We start from the raw sequence: 18,779 nt of genomic DNA on the forward strand, positions 1-18,779 counted from the left end.
CTCACCCGGATTGCATCTATCGATGCAATCCGACCTCTCCCCGCAAGCGGGGCGAGGTGAAGGAAGTGCGCGGACAGAGTGATTCAACGCGAAGCCGTCTTGTTGCATGGCCCTAAGAACGGTGATGCCCGGGACAAGCCCGGGCATGACGCAAGTTTGAAGACGCTGGAAGCAAACGATCAGGCGTGCTTGACGTGCTTCTCGAGGCCCGGATCGATCAGCTCGCCCTTCATCAGGAACAGCGGCGCCTTGTGATAGAGCTTCAGGTCGTGGAACGGATCGGTGACGATCTTGGTCATCCAGACCAGACCCGTCTCGACGTCGCGAATGAAGAACAGGTGGACGGTGCGGAACAAGAGGCCGCCGATACCGACCACGAGCCAGATCTTGGCGACTTGGCGGGTGAAGTCACCCATCGTGACCCACGGCTTGAACAGGCCGAACAGCGTCGGATCGAAGTAGAGCACCATCGGCGACAGCGCCCAGATCGCCATCAGCACGACCTTGCGCTGTAGATTGTAGCCGACCTTGATGTCTTCCTTGTGCTCGTGGGTCGCCTGGTTGACGTGGTCATAACCCTTCGGCTCGAAGAAGAAGTGACCGGCCTGGCGCGAGGTCATCGAGACCAGCCAGCCGACCAGCGCCGACACGACCGGATCGAAGAACAGCATCACATAGGCGAACAGGAAGCTCAGCGCGCTGACGAAGTGCAGGCTCTGGTTGATCCGGCTGTGATGGTAGAAGCGATGGTCATCCCAGCGCTGGGTACGAAGCTCTTGCAGGAAGTTCTTGATCATTGGTTCCCCCAACATCTTTCGGGACAGGATTTACAGGGATTCGATGTATCGCGTGTGACATCATCATAATGACATATGACAATGCGCAGCGACGCCTTGACGCAACCGGAGCTTGGTCTCGCCTCATCCGGCGCCGTTGCTGCGACGCGGGAGGATGAGGCCGAGGGAGTGGCCTCCGGATTGGCGATGCGCGGTGCGCTGGCTTACCCGGAGGGGATGGCGGCCACGATCGGCCGCCGCAGTGGGCGCTTAGGCCGCTTTGGCCACGTCCACCTTGCGGAAGCGAACCAGCGAGAAGTGACCGAGCGGCGGGATAAAGCGGCGTTCCGCGAGCTCCATGCCGTTCGCGCCGGCGAGCCATTTGGTATAGCGCGACCAGGCGAACTCGGCGGTGCGGAAGCCGAGCGGACGCACCACCGGCTGTAGCGTCTGCTCGATGAAGCGACGCACGCCGGCATCGGCGCTGACGCGGGTCAGGATGATCAATTCGCCGCCGGGCCGCACCACGCGCGCGAACTCGTCCATCGCGGCTTCCGGGTTCGGCACCGCGGACAGCACGTACTGCGCCATCACCACGTCGAACGAATTGTCGGGGAATTCGAGCTTCTCGGCATCCATCACCGCGAGGCCCTCGACATTCTTCAGGCCCTGCTCGGCAACGCGCTTCTTGGCCTTCTCGAGCATCGCTTCGGAGATATCGGTGCCGAAGATGCGAACGTTCTGGCCATAGAGCGGCAGCGAGATGCCGGTGCCGACGCCGACTTCGAGCACGCGGCCGCCGATCTTGTTGGTGGCCTGGATCGCGGCCTGCCGGCCCTTGCTGAACACGCCGCCAAACACGAGGTCGTAGATCGGCGCCCAGCGGTCATAGGCCTGCTCGACCGTTTCGCGGTCGAAGTCCATGGAACGGTCGGCGCCCAGCTTGATGATTTCAGCCATAGAGAGTCTCTCGTCTTTCGTTCGATTGAGCTGTTTAATTCGGAACCGCACTGCGGCCGGCGACGCGGCGGGCGGGCCGCGGCGCGCGGCTCGGCTGCAACGTGGCCAGATTGCCGATGAACTGACGCGCACTGTTTTCCCAGGAACGCTCCAACGCAAAATTGCGGCAATCTGCGCGCGACATGGTCAGCGCGCGCAGACAGGCGTTGCGCAGATCGTTGTCGATCGCTCCGATCGGATGGTCTGATATGACGTCCTTCGGGCCGGTGACCGGGAACGCCGCGACCGGCGTGCCGCAGGCCAGCGCCTCGAGCTGCACGACGCCGAACGTGTCGGTCAGGCTCGGGAACACGAAGACGTCGGCGGCGGCGAGGTGCGAGGTCAAATCCTGCCCCTTCTTCTCGCCTAGGAAAATCGCGTCGGGATATTTCTGTTCCAATGCCGCCCTTTGCGGGCCATCGCCGACCACGACCTTGGAGCCCGGCAAATCGAGCGACAGGAAGGCGTCGAGATTCTTCTCCACCGCGACGCGGCCCATGGTCATGAAGATCGGCCGCGGCAGATCGAGCACCGCCGGCTGGTCGGGATTGAAGATCTTGGTATCGACGCCGCGGGTCCAGAAGCCGAGGCGGCGGAAGCCACGCTCGGCAAGCTCCGACCGCAGCGAGTCGGTCGCGACCATCGTCATTGAGCCGGCGGCGTGGAAATGGCGCAGCACCGCGTAGCCGACGCTGTCCGGAATGCCGGTACGTACGGAAACATACTCGGGAAAGCGCGTTGTGTAGGATGTGGTGAACGCGAGCTTGTTGCGCTGGCAATAGCCGCGCACCGCCCAGCCGATCGGCCCTTCGGTCGCGATATGGATCGCCTCGGGCGCGGCGTCCTCGATCCGGCGCGCGATCTCGCGGCGGTTCGGCAGCGCCATCCGCAATCCCGGATAGGTCGGCACGCCGACCGAGCGGAAACCGTCGGGGGTGAGGAATTCGATCTCGGCGCCGAGGGTCGCGGCGCTGCGCGCAAGCGACGTCAGCGTCCGGACCACGCCGTTGACTTGCGGATGCCAGGCATCGGTCGCAACGAGTATGCGCATTGCAGGAGATCCAAATCGTTAATTGTCGATTCTGCTCGCACGACGTTCTGACATGGATGTTTCAAACGTATGACGTCATCGAAATGTTAGGTTGTTTTTCACGGCAAACGCCCGGTTTTTCGTGTAAGATGACAACCAGATGTCAGAGCAGAGCGAAAACCCCGGCAGCGCGCGCCGCAGGCTCAGACGGCGAAACTCGTCGCTCCTGGTCCTTGCGACCGGCATCTTCGTGTTCGGCGCCGCCGCAGGCACACTGTTCTACGCACTGCGTCCGGTCACGCTCACGATCGCGGTCGGCCCGACCGGCCGCGACGACGTCAAGCTCATCCAGGGTTTCGCGCAGGCGTTTGCGCGCGAGGGAAGCTCGGTGCGGCTGAAGCCGATCACGACACAGGGCGCCGCCGAAAGCATCGCGCTGTTCACCGCCAACAAGGTCGACCTCGCGGTGGTGCGCGGCGATCTCGATCTGCCGGCCAGCGCCGAGTCGGTTGCGATCCTGCGCAAGAATGTCGTGGTGCTGTGGGCGCCCACCGGCGCCAAGGGCACGCGGCGCTCGGCGAGGATCAAGAGCGTCAGCGATCTCGCCGGCCACAAGGTCGGCGTGGTCGGCAGCACCCAGGCCAACGTCACGTTGCTGCACGTGATCCTGACCGAGTCCGGCGTCAACCCCGACAAGGTCACGATCGGCCAGTTCGCACTCAACAAGATCGCCGACCTCGCGCGCGATCCCTCGCTCGATGCCTACATGACCGTCGGCCCGCTCGACAGCAAGGTGACGTCGGACGCGATCACCGCGACCGCCGCCGCACGCGGCGAACCGGTATTCCTCCCCATCGACGTCTCGGAAGCGATCGCGCAGAAGCATCCGCGCTACGAATCCGAGGAGATCGCCGGCAGCATCTTCTCGTCGTCGCCGGCGCGCCCCGAGGACAAGGTCGAGACCGTCGGCGTCAACCATCTGATCATCGCGCAGCATGCGCTGAACGAAGCAACTGTCGGCACGCTCGACCGGCAATTGTTCACGCAGCGCCTCCAGGTCGCCCGCGACATACCGGCCGCGGCCAAGATCGAGAAGCCCGACACCGACAAGGACGCCGCGCTGCCGGCGCATCAAGGCGCGGCCGCCTATATCGACGGCACCGAGCGCACCTTCCTCGAAAAATACTCCGACTACATCTGGGGCAGCATCCTGCTGCTCTCCGGCCTCGGATCGGCCGGCGCCTGGCTGCGGCATTACCTCAAGCGCGACGAGCGCGAGCACTACATCAGCCACCGCGACGATCTGCTGACCTTGATCGCGCGGGTGCGCGGCGCCGAGACGCCGGAACAGCTCGCGGCGATGCAGGGCGATGCGGACGCGCTGCTGCGCGAGGCGCTCGATTGCTACGACGACGGCGCGATCGAGGAAGGCGACCTCTCGGTGATCGGGCTGACGCTCGAGCAATTCCATCACGCCGTCGCCGACCGCCGCGCCGCGATCAGCGGCGACCGGCCGGGTGTACCGAGGATGCGCGCCGGCTAGAGCGGTTTCGACCGAAGAGCCCGCCGTCTCGCAGGGAGCGAAGCTCGATATCGCAGGCAAGCCGGCTTCGATTGCACCGAGAGCAATGTTTGGATTGCGTGCGGATGGACGCACCGCCATGTTGCGGTAATCGGAACGCCAGCCACGACACCAAGATGATCGCCGCCATCATGTCAGACCTGCCCGCACCATACGTGCTCGCGGTGGCATTGGCCGGCGTGTTTCTGATCGCCTTCATGAAGGGTGCATTCGGCGGCGGCTTTGCGATCGTCGGCATCCCGCTGCTTTCGCTGGCGATGGATCCGATCGCGGCGGGCGCCCTGCTCGCACCGTTGTTCGTCGTCATGGATCTCACCGCGCTGCGGTTCTGGCGCCCCAATACGTGGTCGCGCGTCGACCTCGCAATGTTGCTGCCCGCGCTCGTGGTCGGCATCGGCCTCGGCTATTTCGCGCTGCGCGATCTCGACCGGCATGCGGTCGAGATCGTGATGGGCGTGGTGACGCTGGTGTTCGCCGCGCTATGGTTTCTCGGCGGCGGCGAGATCAAGCAGCAATCGCGCTCGACGGTCAAGGCGATCTTCGCCGGTCTCTCCTCCGGCGTCACCACGATGGTCGCGCATTCGGGCGGGCCGCCGCTTGCGATCTACCTGCTGCCGCTCGGCATGTCGAAGGCGCTCTATGCCGGCACCACCAGCCTGTTCTTCACGGTCGGCAATCTGCTGAAGGCGGGTCCATGGCTCGTGCTCGCCACGCCGTCGCGCAGCCTGTGGGTGCTGATGGCGCTGTGCGTGCCGGCCGTGCCGGTCGGGGTCTGGGCCGGATGGCGGCTGCACGAACGGCTCGACCAGCGCGCGCTCTACCGGCTCTGCTATGCCATTCTCGTCGTCACCGCGGCCAAGCTGCTGTGGGACGGATTGGCCGGATACGTCCACCTCTGAACGGTGCCGGCGTTGTTGCTTCGCGTCAGCAGGATCGCGCGCTCCGGCTGCCGCTCACGCTGACGACGAGCGGCCCGATCCCCTCGAGCGGTGTGGCCATCGCGTCCGGCTCGAGCCGCTGGCGCGCCACGAATGAGAAATGGCGGCGCAGCTTCAGGACCGGTTTCTCGATGCAGTGCCAGGAAAACGCCGCGAACGCCGTGATCAGCACCAGCGCGACGGTGAACTGGACGGTCAGCGACGCATTCGGCAGCCACACTTTCACCACCTGCTGCATCGGAAAGCCGTACAGATAGATGCCGTAGGAATAGTCGCCGTTCGAGAACAGCGGCAGCCGCGGCAGATTGGAGACCCCGAGGAACACGGTGATATAGACCAGCGCCGGCGCGATGACCGCATTGAGGACGGGCTGGGTCATCCATGCCGCCGGCCCGAGCAGTATGGCGCCGAGACACAGCGCACAGCAGGCGGCGAGAATGCGCCCGTCATAGGGAATGCGGTCGCGGTAGAGATAGGCCGCGATTGCGAGCAGGCAGGCGACCGGCAGTTTCGCACCGCGCCCGAGAAACAGCGCCGTGCTGAAGATCTTGTCATGCAACGTGCCCGCGACGCCGGCAGGCAGCTGGGAAGGAACAGCGACGTGCCCCGTGAAGGTCAGCGCGAGGCCGAGCCCCACCAGCAGCACGACGCCGGACACGATCAGGCCCGGTCTGCGCAGCAGCCCCAGGGCCATGATGACCGCCATCACCGCGTAGCAGCCGTATTCGAACGGCACGGTCCACAGCGAACTGTTGACCTCCGGCGCGGGATTGCCGCTGAACACGCCCGGCAGCGTGTAGTTCACCAGGCCGACGACGTTGGTGAAATATCTCCAGGTGCCGGCGCTGGTGAAATAGTCGGAGAGCGGCAGCGTCGTGAAGATCGGCCCGAGGATCAACGCCGACAGCACGATCTCCACCGCCAGCGCCGGAATGATCCGCAAGCCGCGGTTGATCAGAAATTCCTTAACGCTGAGCCGCAGCCCGCTCGCGGCGATCAGAAACCCGCTCAGCGCGAAAAACATCACCAGGATCGCAAATTGAGGAAACCAGAGGATCCACGTCGGATCGGAATCGCCGCGCCCGGTGGCGACATAGGGCGTATGCCCGGCGACGACCGAAATCGCGAGTGCAACGCGGAGAAAATCGAACCCGGGACCAAAGCCCTTCTGCCGATCCAGCATGCTCCCGATCGAAGGCGCTGGCATGATTCCACTCCATTCCAAACCACGCCTGTCGGACAGCAAGCGCCGTGCCGAGATCGATGTCCTGATGCGGCACAGCGCTCCGGCAACCTGCCCTTAACCCTCGACGAAACACGCACGAAACAAATCCCTAACGGCACGAAACCATTTTGGCGATTTCGTGCAAACGTCCTGAAACGCCTCGCCTGTACTGGTTTGAGCCAACGACGCGCCGGAACTGGCGCGCAGGGCGCAAACAACAGGGGTCGACAATGTTCAATTCCATCAAGCTGAACGCACGTCTCGCTGCCGCCGCCTTCGGCGCGCTGGCGATCGGCACCGTCGCTTTCTCGAATTCCGCCGCGGCCGCGCCGCTGCCGATCTTCCCCTTCATCCTGACGCCGCCGACCGAGGCGGTGCAGCCGCCGGTGCAGTCGATGCCGCAGGCGCAAGAGGAAGACCGCTCGGTTGAACTGCCCGCCCGGCTCCGCCGCCAGGTCGTCGCCTATCCGACCCGCGAGGCGCCCGGCACCGTCATCATCGATACCCCGCACACCTATCTCTACCTGGTGCTCGGCAATGGCCAGGCGATGCGCTACGGCATCGGCGTCGGCCGCGACGGCTTCACCTGGTCGGGCACCCAGACCATCACCAAGAAGGCGGAGTGGCCGGATTGGACCCCGCCGCCGGAAATGATCGCCCGCCAGCCCTATCTGCCGCGCCACATGGCCGGCGGCCCCGGCAATCCGCTCGGCGCCCGCGCGATGTATCTCGGCGGCACCGTGTACCGCATCCACGGCACCAACGCGCCGGAGACGATCGGCACCCACGTCTCCTCCGGCTGCCTGCGGCTCACCAACGAGGACGTCACCGACCTCTATTCACGGGTCAGCGTCGGTACCAAGGTGATCGTGCTGCCGATGACCGACCGCCGCGCCGACCTCGGCACGGCCGTCCGCTGACAAAAACCCGACTTCCCCAAGCCTCCTCCAAGGCTCAGACAACGGCTCCGGCACCCCGCCGGGGCCGTTGTCGCGTTCACAATCGTTAACGTCCCCGTCAAGATCGGGGCGGCGGCGGCACTGTGCCCCCGAACCAGCTTGATCCGGCCACACTGGCGCCCTGCTCGGGGGGCCTGTACAACCCGTCAAAGTTGATTTTCATCCGGGGGAATGATGCGTCTACCGATGCATCCAAGGACCATCGCGCTCGGGATCACCGTGGTGCTGGTCTCGTTCGCGATCAGCCTCAAGGCCATGGATTGGCTGGCGCCGAGCGCCACCTTGCAGAAGCCGCAGCTCGCGCAATTGCCGCCGCTGCCGACGGCGCCGCGCTCCTCGACGGTCGTGGCGCAAGTCTCGGTCGCACTGGCGGCGATCCGCGATGCCGCCGAACGCGGCGCACCGAAGACTTTTGGCGGCAAGGCCGACAATCCGGTCCAGCAAATCCTGCAAAATGCCGACATCGGCTGGACCGCGTCGCGCGGCCCGATCGCCGCCACCGGTGCGCAGGACGTGCTGACGCTGACGACCCCGATCAACGGCACGCTCAAGGTCACCGGCTCGCTGTCCGCGAAGGCGACCGGCGCGGTCACCGACGCACTCGGCAGCCTGCTCGGCGGCAATGTCGCCAAGCAGATCGGCGCCGTGAACATCAAGAACATCAACGCCAACGCCGAGATCAAGGGCAACGTCACGCTGACCGCACGGCCGAAGCTCGGCGCGTCCTGGCGGATCGAGCCGAACCTGCAGGCGCAGGTCAATCTCGGCGACACCAGCCTGTCGGCCGCCGGCGTCCGCATCAGCGTGCCGGCCCAGGTCAAGCCGGTCATCGACAAGGCCGTCGCCGACCAGATTTCCGCGGTCGAGGCGCGACTGCACAATGACCCGCTGTTCCAGAACACAGCGCGCGCGCAATGGGCCAAGGCCTGCCGCTCGATCCCGCTGCAAGGCACCGGCGGCACCGCGTCGATGCCGCCGATGTGGCTCGAGCTGCGGCCGACCCGCGCGATCGCAGCGCAGCCGAAGGTCGACGCCTCGTCGTTGATCCTGACTATGGGAATCGAGGCTGAGACCCGGATCACCGAGACGCAGACCACCCCGACCTGCCCGTTCCCCGACAAGCTCTCGATCGTGCCGCCAATGCCGAGCCAGGTCTCGGTCGGCCTGCCGGTGGACATGTCCTTCACCACGCTGACCCAGCTGGTCGAGGCCCAGCTCAAGGGCAAGACCTTCCCCGAGGACGGTTCCGGCCCGGTCGACGTGACCGTCAAGAGCGCGAGCATCGCCGCCTCCGGCGACCGGCTGCTGATCTCGCTGTTGGTGCACGCCAAGGAGAAGAAGAGCTTCTTCGGCTTCGGCGCCGAGGCGACCGTGCACATCTGGGGCCGGCCGCGGCTCGACGAGCAGGCGCAGACGCTGCGGCTGGCCGATGTCGAGCTGGCGGTCGAATCCGAGGCCGCGTTCGGCCTGCTCGGCGCCGCCGCACGCGCGGCGATCCCGCACATGCAGCAGGCGCTGGCCGACCGGCTGGTGGTCGACCTGAAGCCGTTTGCCACCAATGCGCAGCGCAAGATCGCCAGCGCCATCGCCGACCTGCAAAAGAACGAGGAAGGCATCCGCGTCGATGCCGACGTCAACAGCATCCGCCTCGCCGGCATCGCCTTCGATTCGAAGACGCTGCGGGTGATCGTGGAAACCGACGGCACCATCAAAGCCGCCGTCACCGCGCTGCCGGCGCTCTGACCGGCGGCGCCCCCCTCGCGCGCTGACGGACGGGACGAGGTCGAAGGCACTCCGCCCGGTCCCGCCCCTTCACCATGCCCAAAAAGTCGTCTTTGCGACAGCTTGCCGCACCGGATAGAAGGTGCCCCGTGGAAGCGACCCGAACGAAAAACAGGGAGAGAACACGATGAAACTGCTCTTGGCCGCAGCCGCGGCCAGCCTCGCGCTTGCGGCCTCCGGCACCGCAGCCAACGCCCAGATCTCCGACGACGTCGTCAAGATCGGCGTGCTCACCGATATGTCGAGCCTCTATGCGGACGCCACCGGCAAGGGTTCGGTCGCCGCCGTCGAGATGGCGGTCGCCGATTACGGCGGCAAGGTGAAGGGCAAGCCGGTGCAGGTGGTCGCGGCCGATCACCAGAACAAGCCTGACGTCGGCGTCAGCATCGCGCGCAACTGGTACGACAACGAGAAGGTCGATGCGATCCTCGACGTGCCGACATCCTCGGTGGCGCTGCCGATCTCGGCGCTGACGCGCGAGAAGAACAAGATCAACATCAACTCCGGCGGCGGCTCTTCCGACATCACCGGCCCGGCCTGCTCGCCCAACACGGTGCACTGGACTTACGACACCTATGCGCTGTCGAACGTCGCCGGCAAGGCGATGGTGAAGCGCGGCGAGGACACCTGGTTCTTCGTCACCGCCGATTACGCCTTCGGCATGGCGCTGCAACGCGACGCCGCCAACGTCGTCAAGGAAAGCGGCGGCAAGGTGCTCGGCGAGGTCCGGCATCCCCTGAACTCGTCGGACTTCTCGTCCTTCCTGCTACAGGCCCAGGCCTCCAAGGCCAAGGTCGTGGCGCTGGCCAATGCCGGTGGCGACACCACCAACGCCCTGAAACAGGCCTCCGAATTCGGCCTGACCCAGGGCGGGCAGAAGATGATCGCGCTGCTGATGGAAATCACCGACACCCACGCGCTGGGCCTGAAGGCAACGCAGGGCCTGATCGTCACCGACGCCTTCTACTGGGACATGAACGACGAGACCCGCGCCTTCTCGAAGCGCTTCAACGAGAAGGTGGGCCACATGCCGACCATGATCCAGGCCGGGCTCTATTCGGCGACCATGCATTACCTCAAGGCGATCGAGGCGATCGGCAGCGACGAAGCGCCGAAGGTGATGGAGCAGATGCGCAAGACGCCGATCAACGACTTCTTCGCCAAGAACGGCCATATCCGGATCGACGGCCGCATGGTGCACGACATGTATCTGTTCGAGACCAAGAAGCCCGAGGAATCCAAGAACGAGTGGGATCTCTACAAGCTGATCGCCACCGTGCCCGGCGACGAGGCGTTCCGCCCGCTCGACAAGGGCGGCTGTCCACTGGTGAAGTGAGCTGACGCGCCGGCCGCGGTCCGTGGCCGGCTCCCGATAGGAGAACCAGAACGCGCCCGGCCCCGCCGGGCGCGTTCTTCTTGTCCTCCGGCCCGTGATCGCCGCGTCGGCCGGGCTACTCGCCGCTCGCGCCCGGAATCATCCAGGTCGCATACGTCTGCCAGACGCCGTCGCCCAGATTGCGCTGATAGGCGATGAAATCGGCATGGTCGCCGTGCACGAGCTCGTAGCGATAGTACCTCGAGAGGTCATTGATCTGCTTGGTCATTGCATCTCTCCGTGGTCAGGGAAGTCTCTTTATTCGACGTAATCGAGGCGCGCCCGCGATCAATGGCATGATTGACATCATTCAATCACAGGCACGCGAGCACCTTTAGCGGCCGGCACGATGCGACCTGTGGCGCGGCGTACGGACGACACCGATGCCGCTCTCCTGGGCTTGCAGCGCTTGCAGCACCGCGGGCGGCTCCAGCACCAGCCGCGCCGCCGGCGTCGGCGCGCCATTGTTGAGCACGTCGCGATAGGGATACAGCGCCTGATAGGCGGCCGGCTCGGAGATCGCGGCCTGCGCCGAGGCTGCCGTGGCAACGACAGCGGACAGCGCCGCAGCCAGCGCGATGGTTTTGAACGCCGTGACGACGTGGGAAATCCTGGTAGCCATGATCACGCTCCCGCGATTTATATCGCATACGATTAATTCGTTCGCGCCTGATAAAGGCATGGCGCGGCCGCGCTTCAAGTATCCCGATTTAATCGGATGCGATTTATTCGGGCGCGCGGCTTCAAATGTCCGTGTGATCGGTGCGATCATGCGCGGCCGGTAACGCCGACTTGTTCGTACGCTGCGCCAAGCGCGGACCGATGCGAACCATCGAAATGCGATATCGCCCGCAACGGCTACGCCGTGCATTCGGAACCGGACAAATCGAGGCAAATTCGGACACGCCACCGTGGTTGGCAGGGTCTAACATCCACGCCATAGTGAATGACTGGGTTGCAAGCCAATGTGGGGTCGCCATGGACGTGTCGCCTTCCGGTAACGAGAGCCACAGCCCGCCCACACCGGCCACTGCACCACAACGGGAGACCGCGCACCCGGCCACGCGGGTGCCGGCCATCGTCGTCGGCCTCGTCGCAGCCGTCATCATTGCGCTGTCGGTCTATTATCTGCTGCGGCCGGAGCCGCTGCTGGTGCAGGGCGAGGTCGATGCGACCCGGCTCGACATCGCGGCGCGCGTCGACGGACGGGTCAAGGACATCCCGGTCGAACGCGGCCAGAACGTGGCCTCAGGCGCCGTGCTGGTGCGCATCGACAATCCGGAGACGCTCGCAAAACAGGACCAGATGCGGGCCGCCAAGGCCGTCGCCGATGCACAGCTTGCCAATGTGCTGGTCGGAACGCGGGTCGAAACCATCGCCGCGCGCAAGGCGGAGATGGAGCGCGCGCAAGCAGCGCAGGTGCTGGCGCAGAAGACCTTCGACCGCGCCAAGACATTGACCGAGCAAGGCAACGCGCCGCAGGCCCGGCTCGACCAGACCACCGATGCGCTGCACGAGGCCGAGCGCGGGCTCGACCAGGCCAAATCGGCCTATGAGCAGGCGGTCAACGGCTACACCAAGGAAGAACGTGCGATCGCGAAGGCAAACGTCGAGAAGGCCGAAGCGGACATTCAGAGCGTCCAGTCGGTGATCGATCAGCTCGCGGTCTACGCACCGGTCGCCGCGCAGGTCTACCAGCGCAATGTCGAGCCGGGTGAGTTCGTCTCGCCGGGCGTGCCGCTGGTGACGCTGATCAATCTGGCCGATCTGTGGATCCACTTCGATCTGCGTGAGGATCTGGTCAAGGGCCTCAAGGTCGGCGACAAATTCGACGTCCGGATTCCGGCGCTCGACGATCGCCATGTCACGGTCGAGGTCAAGCTGATCGCGACCAAGGGCGAATATGCGAGCTGGCGGGCGACCCGCGCCACCGGCGATTTCGATCTGCGGACATTCTCGATCCGCGCCTATCCGGTTCAGCCGGTGCCCGAGCTGCGGCCGGGAATGAGCGCCTATCTCGACTGGAAGACGCGCCAATGAGGCTGGCCTCGAAGCCCGGCTTTTGGCTGGTCGCGCAGCGCGAGTGCGCGTGGCTGCTGCGCGATCGCGTCGCGCTGCTGCTGATCTTCGGCGTGCCGCTGTTCGCCTTCGTGGTGCTCACGGCCGTGTTCAGCCAACCGGTGATCCGCGGCCTCGGCGTCACCATCGTCGACGCCGACAAATCGGATACTTCGCGCGCGCTGACCCAGCATGTCGCGGCGTCGCCGAGCCTGCGGATCGTCGATGATTCCGGTTCGCTGTCGACCGCCGTGCAGGACATCCGCTCCGGCAAAGCGATCTCGGCGATCTTCATCCCGCCGAATTTCGAACGCGACCTGAAGGCGGATCGCCGCCCGCAGGTCGTCGGCTTCTACAACCAGCAATTCCTCACCGCGGCCGGCATCGCCTCGTCCGGCCTGAACGATGCCCTGTCGGCTGCTGCGGCCGCCGCCGCGCCCGCCAACCGCGCCGCGCCTGCCCCGGCGTCGATGGGAACGCTCAGCGCCGAGACCATCGCACTGGTCAATCCGCAGAAGAACTACGCCCAGTTCCTGCTGCGTGCACTGCTGCCGACCATCATCCACGTGGTGATCACGCTTGCCGCCGGTTACTCCGTCGGCTCCGAATTCCGCCGCCGCGACGCGCGGGCCTGGCTCGAAAGCGCAGGCGGCGATCCGGTCGCAGCCCTCGCCGGCAAGCTGGCGCCGCTGTTCGTGATCTTCGCCCTGATCATGCTGGCACAGACGCTGGTGCTGGAGGGCGTGCTGCAAATCCCCTTCAAGGGCGACGCGCTCCTGATGATCGCCGCGGGATCGCTGCTCATCATCGCCTATCTCTCGCTCGGCGCGCTGTTGCAGCTCTTGGTCCGCGACCTCGCGACCGGGCTCGGACTTGCCGGCCTGATCGCCTCGCCCGCCTTCGGCTATGCCGGTGTCGGCTTTCCGACCATCGGCATGAACACCTTCGCGCAGCTCTGGAGCGCGATCCTGCCGCTGCGCTGGTACATGGCGGTGCTGATGGGACAGGCCGCGCGTGGATTGCCCGCCTCGGAATCGGCGATGCCGTTCGCGGCGCTCGCGGGTCTCACGTTGCTGTTCGCCGCGCTGGCGTGGCTGCGCATGGCGAGCCTGACGCGCAGCGGCTGGTTTGTGGCGCCGCGGCCGGCCGAACCGGTCGTCGTCGAACCGGCACCGCGCGGCGTCGGCGGCGCGTTCGTTGCGGAGTGGCGGCGGGTGCTCGGAACGCGCAGTGCCTTGAGCCTGCTATTCGTCGCGCCGCTGGTCTACGGCATCTATTATCCGCAGCCCTATCTGAACCAGATCCTCCGCAAGCTCCCCATTGCCGTCGTCGACAATGATCTCAGCGATCTCTCCCGCCAGGTCGTCGAGACGCTGGATGCCAGCGGCACGTTGAGCGTGACGGTCCGCGCCCGCACGCTTGCCGAGGCACGCACCGCGATCGATCGCGGCAATGCGTTTGCCGCCGTGCAGATCCCGCCCGGCACCGAGCGCGACGTGCTCAAGGGCCTGACCGCGCACATCCCGGTCTATGCCGACGCCACCTATCTGTTCATCTTCAGGTCCACCGCGAGCGCCGTCGCCACCGCGATCGGCACGCTGACAGCCGAGCTGGTGTCGCGCGGCGCCCGCTCCGACGGAAGCCTCGTCAAGGCAAAGCTGGCGAGCATCAGCCCGGCCAACGTGCTGCTGCAACCGATCTTCAACCCGGTGGGCGGCTATGCCAGCTACATCGTCCCGGCGGCCTTCATCCTGATCCTGCAACAGACGCTGCTGATCGGAGCGGCAATGCTGACCGGCACTGCGCTGGCGAACACCGGGAATGCCTTTGCCGGTGTGTTCGGGCGCGGCGTCGCCCATCTGACCATCTATCTGCCGACACTGGCGCTTTATCTGATCGTGCTGCCGCGGATCTACGGTTTCTCGACGCTCGGGCATCTGCCGCAGATCTTCGCGCTGGCGACAGTATTCCTACTGGCGACGAGCTTCCTGGGACAGGCGATCGGCGCCTGGTTCACGCGGCCGGAAAACGCCACCATCCTGCTGCTGGCAACCAGTCTGCCGCAATTCTTCACCGCCGGCTTCGCGTGGCCGCGCGAGGCCATTCCAGATGCCGCCACTGCGCTCGGCCGCCTGTTCCCGGCGGACTCCGCGATCGACGGCTTGGTGCGGATCAACCAGCTCGGCGCAAGCATCTGGGAGGTCTCGCATGACTGGGCCAGGCTGTGGTGCCTGGCCGTGGGCTACTTCGTGCTCGCCGTGCTCTCCGCACTGGTGTTCAAGAGGGGACAGCAACATGCCCAACGCTAGCCGCGTCGCCATTATCGCAATCCCGCTCGTGCTCGTCGCGGGCGTGCTGGTCTACGCCGAGAGCCGCGCGACGTCTGCTCCCGCTATCGTCGGTGTGGTGCGCTCCACCGAGGTCCGCATCGAGCCGGAGGTGAACGGCCAGCTGCTGTCGGTCGCGGTCGAGAAAGGCGCGCAGGTGCACGCCGGCGATGTCCTCGCCAAGCTCTCCGCCATCGAACTCACCGCGCAGGCCGACCAGGCGCGCGCCGCGCTCGCCGCTGCGGTCGCGAGCCGCAACAATGTCTATGCCGGCGTTCGCCGCGAACAGGTCGAATCCCTGAAGGCCGCGATCTCCAAGGCCAATTCGCGTCTCGACTATGTCGAGACCCAGCTCAAGCGGATCAGCACGCTGGCGGGACAGAATTTCGAGACCCAGCAGGCGCTCGACCAGGCCGAGAACGACGTTGCCGCGGCGCGAGCCGGCGTGACCGCTGCCCAAGCCAATTACGATGCCGCGGTGGCGGGACCGACCAAGGAAGAGCGCGCCATCGCCGACGCCCAGGTGCAAGCGGCCGCGGCCGCCGTCGCGGTGCTCGACCGCCGGCTCGACAAGATGGTGCTGCGCGCGCCGGTCGACGGCGTGGTCAGCGTGATCGCCGCGGAAGTGGGCGAGAACGTCCGCGCGGGCCAGCCGATCCTGACGATCGCGGCGGCGGGCCAGCAATGGCTCTCGTTCAATGTGCGCGAGGACCACCTCAACGGCCTGGCCATCGGCAAGACGGTGAATGTGGTACGCAGCACCACCGGCGACGCGACCAAGGCGCTCGTCACCGAGATGCGGCCGCTCGGGGTGTTCGCCGCCTGGCAGGCCGAGCGCGTGATCGGCGATCACGACCGCAACACGCTGCGGCTGCGTCTCGACCCCGCCGGCGCGGGCGGCGGCCTCGAACCCGGCATGAGCGTGCGGATCGAGCATTGAGGCGTAGCGCCCGGCCGCAAGCGGTAACAACGCGCGTCTCAACGCTTCGCCCCTGCCCTCCCGCACCACAGTCATCCGCCTGTCAGAAGATTGAGACAAGAAGACCACAGCGTCGGCCGCATTCGGCTCGTCCCCGCGGCATGCCAGCCCCGACGCGATATGGAAGATGGAGGCTTGGCCGTCATGCAGATTCGTTCGCGACGAAACGTTCATGTTGGAGCGATGCTGCTCGGTGCGGCTGCACTGGCGGTCCTGCTGCCGTCGATGGCATTGGCACAAAGCGGTGCGGCGCCGGCCGGTGCCAAACCCTTTCTCACCGTCGATGGAAAAATGCCGCTGGTGATCGGACATCGCGGCGTGCCCGGCCTGGTGCCCGAGGAGACCGAGGCATCGTATGAATTGGCCGCCGATCTCGGAACGGACGCGCTCGAAGAGGATTTGCACCTCACCAAGGATTGTATTCTGGTCGCGCGTCACAACCCGTGGCTTGGCGACAACACCAACGTCGCCGAAGTCGCGAAGACCAATCCGGAAGTCGCGGCCCGCAAGCGCACGGTGCGCGGCGTTCTCGTCAAGGCTCCCGCTTCGAGCGGCGGCCCGGCTGAGTATCCCATCGATCTCGTCGATCCGGCCGATGCCAAATCGGTGCTGAAGGCGTTGATCGTCGACGGCGACGACCACACCAACGACTGGTCGATCACCGATTTCACCATGGCCGAGCTGAAGCAGTGGATCGGCGGCACCACCTATGATGCGGCGAACGAACGGCCAAAACTGTTCAACGGCAAGTTTCCGATCATCAGTTTCCAGGACATCATCGACATCGCCAAGGCCAAGAGCAAGGCGACGGGTCGGACCATCGCGGTCTATCCGGAAACCAAGAACCCGACCTGGAACAACGCCCAGGCCATCGCCAATGGCTGCGGCGCGCCGGGCAGCCATCCGCTCGAGGATGCCCTGATCAAGATCATCGGGGATAACGGCCTCAACGCGAAGGACGCGCCGATCATCGTCCAGAGCTTCGAGCCCGGCAGCCTGAAATACATGCGCAGCCATGGGTTGGAAACGCGGCAGGTCCAGCTCGTCGACGGCAACGGCGTCGACTTCAAGACCGGCAAGGTGCTGCTCAACAACATCGCGAATTCCCGCCCGTATGACTGGACGGTTGCAGGTGACAGCCGCACCTTCGACGCGATGCTGACGCCTGCGGGCCTCGCGGAGATCAAGACCTATGCCGACGGCGTCGGTCCTTGGAAGGCCTATATCGTGCCGTACAAGATCTCGCCCTGGAAGGACGCTGGCGCCGACGGCAAGCCCTACAAGGGATCAACCGCAGAGGCTTCGACGCAGGACGCCACCAGCGTGATCGCCGACGCGCACAAGTTCGGTCTGTTCGTGCACGTCTTCACGTTCCGCAACGAGAAGAAATATCTCGCGGCCGACTATCGCGGCGACCCTGCCCTCGAATATTTGAAGTTCTTCCGCCTCGGCGTGGATGGCGTGTTCACGGACTTCACCCACACCGGCGTCGCCGCCCGCGCGGCTTACTTGCGCGAACTCGGCTGGTGACACCATACGCGACCTGAACCGAACGCGGGCCGGGCCGACGATGACAGCGGCTCGGCTCGCGACTGAAAAAGAACAAAACAACCGGTATCGCGGCCGCAGCGATAGAGATGTTGCGCGAATTGACTTCATAACAGCAACAATGCGCTGATCCGCCTCGCTTAAGATGCCCCACGAAGCGAAAGGCGGTGCATCATGAAGGTGCGGTCGGGTCTGCTCGAAGCGATTGGCAACATGCCCCTGATCAGGCTCCGCGGAGCATCTGACGCCACCGGTTGCGACATCTACGGCAAGGCCGAGTTTCTCAATCCCGGCGGCTCGATCAAGGATCGCGCGGCGCTCGCCATCATCGACGACGCCGAGCGACGCGGCGAGCTCCAGCCGGGCGGCGTGATCGTGGAAGGCACCGCCGGCAATGTCGGGATCGGCATTGCGCTCGTGGCCAATGTCCGCGGCTATCGCTCGGTCATCGTCATGCCGGACACCCAGAGCCAGGAGAAGCAGGACATGCTGCGGCTCTACGGCGCCGAACTTCGCCTGATGCCCGCCGTGCCCTCCTCCAACCCCGGGCACTACGCGAACTATTCCGGTCGCCTCGCCAAAGAACTCGGCGCGTTCTGGGCCAATCAGTTCGACAACGTCGCCAACCGCGACGGACATTATCGCACGACCGGTCCCGAGATCTGGCAACAGACCGACGGCAAGGTAGATGGCTTCACCTGTGCCGTCGGCAGTGGCGGGACATTGGGCGGCATCGCCCGCGCGCTCAAGGAACGCAATCCGGACGTGAAGATCGCGCTCAGCGACCCGATGGGTGCCGCGCTCTACAACTGGTTCACCAAAGGCGAGCTGACCGCCGAGGGCGATTCAGTCACCGAAGGAATCGGCCAAGTGCGGGTGACGAGGAATCTCGACGGCACGCCGATCGACATGGCCTACCAGATCACCGACCAGGAGGCCTTGCCCGTGCTGTTCGACCTCATCGCACATGAGGGATTGGTGCTGGGCAGCTCCAGCGCGATCAACATCGTCGGCGCCATGCGGCTGGCGCGCGATCTCGGCCCGGGCAAGACCATCGTCACGATCCTGGCGGATGGTGGCCAGCGTTACCAGTCCAATCTGTTCAATCCGGATTTCCTGCGCAGCAAGAACCTGCCCGTGCCGCCTTGGTTGAAATGAGGATTCGCGCGCCGTCCGCGCAGAACAAAAGCGCGCCCGGCAA

General features: G+C 65.4%; 16 protein-coding genes. 10 read left to right on the plus strand and 6 right to left on the minus strand.

From position 1 onward, the window contains the following. Positions 1-179: 179 nt before the first annotated feature. From CWS35_RS33805 to CWS35_RS33815, 3 genes are all read right to left on the minus strand, one after another. Positions 180-797: a hypothetical protein gene (locus tag CWS35_RS33805; RefSeq protein ID WP_024580006.1), complete on the minus strand. Its 618-nt coding sequence runs from the start codon at positions 795-797 to the stop codon at positions 180-182. A 249-nt stretch (positions 798-1,046) separates the two neighbouring features. Continuing rightward, a complete protein-coding gene (locus CWS35_RS33810) occupies positions 1,047-1,736 on the minus strand; it encodes a class I SAM-dependent methyltransferase (RefSeq protein WP_100955525.1) in 690 nt (229 codons plus the stop codon). 34 nt (positions 1,737-1,770) lie between these two features. Beyond that, a complete protein-coding gene (locus CWS35_RS33815) occupies positions 1,771-2,826 on the minus strand; it encodes a glycosyltransferase family 1 protein (protein WP_100955526.1) in 1,056 nt (351 codons plus the stop codon). Positions 2,827-2,965: 139 nt separating this feature from the next. On the opposite strand from CWS35_RS33815, the gene CWS35_RS33820 reads away from it, so the two are divergent. Then, the gene (locus CWS35_RS33820; protein ID WP_100955527.1) at positions 2,966-4,348 is read left to right on the plus strand and encodes a TAXI family TRAP transporter solute-binding subunit; all 1,383 of its coding nucleotides are present in this window, start codon (positions 2,966-2,968) and stop codon (positions 4,346-4,348) included. A 155-nt stretch (positions 4,349-4,503) separates the two neighbouring features. Continuing rightward, complete coding sequence (locus CWS35_RS33825) at positions 4,504-5,286, plus strand: sulfite exporter TauE/SafE family protein (protein ID WP_245438778.1); 783 nt, start codon at positions 4,504-4,506, stop codon at positions 5,284-5,286. A 25-nt stretch (positions 5,287-5,311) separates the two neighbouring features. On the opposite strand, the gene CWS35_RS33830 is transcribed toward CWS35_RS33825, so the two are convergent. Beyond that, positions 5,312-6,532 (minus strand): acyltransferase, encoded by a 1,221-nt coding sequence (locus CWS35_RS33830; protein WP_245438780.1) that lies wholly within the window; start codon positions 6,530-6,532, stop codon positions 5,312-5,314. A 248-nt stretch (positions 6,533-6,780) separates the two neighbouring features. Here CWS35_RS33830 and CWS35_RS33835 point away from each other — a divergent pair, with 248 nt between their 5' ends. From CWS35_RS33835 to CWS35_RS33845, 3 genes are all read left to right on the plus strand, one after another. Further along, positions 6,781-7,470: a L,D-transpeptidase gene (locus CWS35_RS33835; protein WP_024580000.1), complete on the plus strand. Its 690-nt coding sequence runs from the start codon at positions 6,781-6,783 to the stop codon at positions 7,468-7,470. A 213-nt stretch (positions 7,471-7,683) separates the two neighbouring features. Then, entirely contained in the window at positions 7,684-9,252 is a 1,569-nt protein-coding gene (locus CWS35_RS33840; RefSeq protein ID WP_024579999.1) for a DUF4403 family protein, read from the plus strand. Positions 9,253-9,418: 166 nt separating this feature from the next. Then, on the plus strand, positions 9,419-10,627 hold the full coding sequence (locus CWS35_RS33845) for an ABC transporter substrate-binding protein (RefSeq protein WP_024579998.1): 1,209 nt from the start codon (positions 9,419-9,421) through the stop codon (positions 10,625-10,627). A 115-nt stretch (positions 10,628-10,742) separates the two neighbouring features. Here CWS35_RS33845 and CWS35_RS39710 read toward each other — a convergent pair whose 3' ends face one another. Together CWS35_RS39710 and CWS35_RS33850 are read right to left on the minus strand one after the other, a co-directional pair. Next, positions 10,743-10,895: a hypothetical protein gene (locus CWS35_RS39710; RefSeq protein WP_168200250.1), complete on the minus strand. Its 153-nt coding sequence runs from the start codon at positions 10,893-10,895 to the stop codon at positions 10,743-10,745. Positions 10,896-11,000: 105 nt separating this feature from the next. Further along, the gene (locus CWS35_RS33850; protein ID WP_024579997.1) at positions 11,001-11,288 is read right to left on the minus strand and encodes a hypothetical protein; all 288 of its coding nucleotides are present in this window, start codon (positions 11,286-11,288) and stop codon (positions 11,001-11,003) included. Positions 11,289-11,644: 356 nt separating this feature from the next. Here CWS35_RS33850 and CWS35_RS33855 point away from each other — a divergent pair, with 356 nt between their 5' ends. The 5 genes from CWS35_RS33855 (at position 11,645) to CWS35_RS33875 (ending at position 18,736) form a co-directional block, all read left to right on the plus strand. Further along, positions 11,645-12,706: an HlyD family secretion protein gene (locus tag CWS35_RS33855; protein ID WP_100955528.1), complete on the plus strand. Its 1,062-nt coding sequence runs from the start codon at positions 11,645-11,647 to the stop codon at positions 12,704-12,706. After that, a complete protein-coding gene (locus tag CWS35_RS33860) occupies positions 12,703-15,033 on the plus strand; it encodes an ABC transporter permease (protein WP_100955529.1) in 2,331 nt (776 codons plus the stop codon). Before CWS35_RS33855 ends, CWS35_RS33860 begins: the two co-directional genes overlap by 4 nt. Continuing rightward, the gene (locus tag CWS35_RS33865; RefSeq protein ID WP_100955530.1) at positions 15,020-15,991 is read left to right on the plus strand and encodes an HlyD family secretion protein; all 972 of its coding nucleotides are present in this window, start codon (positions 15,020-15,022) and stop codon (positions 15,989-15,991) included. The genes CWS35_RS33860 and CWS35_RS33865 overlap by 14 nt, the downstream gene beginning before the upstream one ends. Before the next feature lie 183 nt (positions 15,992-16,174). Continuing rightward, complete coding sequence (locus tag CWS35_RS33870) at positions 16,175-17,560, plus strand: glycerophosphodiester phosphodiesterase family protein (RefSeq protein ID WP_245438782.1); 1,386 nt, start codon at positions 16,175-16,177, stop codon at positions 17,558-17,560. Positions 17,561-17,752: 192 nt separating this feature from the next. Next, positions 17,753-18,736 (plus strand): cysteine synthase A, encoded by a 984-nt coding sequence (locus tag CWS35_RS33875; RefSeq protein WP_100955532.1) that lies wholly within the window; start codon positions 17,753-17,755, stop codon positions 18,734-18,736. The last annotated feature ends 43 nt before the right edge of the window (positions 18,737-18,779 follow it).

Origin of the sequence: Bradyrhizobium sp. SK17, assembly GCF_002831585.1 — a bacterium.
GTDB lineage: Bacteria > Pseudomonadota > Alphaproteobacteria > Rhizobiales > Xanthobacteraceae > Bradyrhizobium.

Excerpts from the sequence above, each read along its gene's own strand:
- CWS35_RS33815 (WP_100955526.1), bottom strand. The coding sequence starts at position 2,826 with ATGCGCATACTCGTTGCGACCGATGCCTGGCATCCGCAAGTCAACGGC.
- CWS35_RS33825 (WP_245438778.1), top strand. The coding sequence starts at position 4,504 with ATGATCGCCGCCATCATGTCAGACCTGCCCGCACCATACGTGCTCGCG.
- CWS35_RS39710 (WP_168200250.1), bottom strand. The coding sequence starts at position 10,895 with ATGACCAAGCAGATCAATGACCTCTCGAGGTACTATCGCTACGAGCTC.
- CWS35_RS33875 (WP_100955532.1), top strand. The coding sequence starts at position 17,753 with ATGAAGGTGCGGTCGGGTCTGCTCGAAGCGATTGGCAACATGCCCCTG.
- CWS35_RS33850 (WP_024579997.1), bottom strand. The coding sequence starts at position 11,288 with ATGGCTACCAGGATTTCCCACGTCGTCACGGCGTTCAAAACCATCGCG.
- CWS35_RS33845 (WP_024579998.1), top strand. The coding sequence starts at position 9,419 with ATGAAACTGCTCTTGGCCGCAGCCGCGGCCAGCCTCGCGCTTGCGGCC.
- CWS35_RS33835 (WP_024580000.1), top strand. The coding sequence starts at position 6,781 with ATGTTCAATTCCATCAAGCTGAACGCACGTCTCGCTGCCGCCGCCTTC.
- CWS35_RS33830 (WP_245438780.1), bottom strand. The coding sequence starts at position 6,532 with ATGCCAGCGCCTTCGATCGGGAGCATGCTGGATCGGCAGAAGGGCTTT.
- CWS35_RS33820 (WP_100955527.1), top strand. The coding sequence starts at position 2,966 with ATGTCAGAGCAGAGCGAAAACCCCGGCAGCGCGCGCCGCAGGCTCAGA.
- CWS35_RS33805 (WP_024580006.1), bottom strand. The coding sequence starts at position 797 with ATGATCAAGAACTTCCTGCAAGAGCTTCGTACCCAGCGCTGGGATGAC.
- CWS35_RS33840 (WP_024579999.1), top strand. The coding sequence starts at position 7,684 with ATGCGTCTACCGATGCATCCAAGGACCATCGCGCTCGGGATCACCGTG.
- CWS35_RS33810 (WP_100955525.1), bottom strand. The coding sequence starts at position 1,736 with ATGGCTGAAATCATCAAGCTGGGCGCCGACCGTTCCATGGACTTCGAC.
- CWS35_RS33870 (WP_245438782.1), top strand. The coding sequence starts at position 16,175 with ATGCAGATTCGTTCGCGACGAAACGTTCATGTTGGAGCGATGCTGCTC.
- CWS35_RS33865 (WP_100955530.1), top strand. The coding sequence starts at position 15,020 with ATGCCCAACGCTAGCCGCGTCGCCATTATCGCAATCCCGCTCGTGCTC.
- CWS35_RS33860 (WP_100955529.1), top strand. The coding sequence starts at position 12,703 with ATGAGGCTGGCCTCGAAGCCCGGCTTTTGGCTGGTCGCGCAGCGCGAG.
- CWS35_RS33855 (WP_100955528.1), top strand. The coding sequence starts at position 11,645 with ATGGACGTGTCGCCTTCCGGTAACGAGAGCCACAGCCCGCCCACACCG.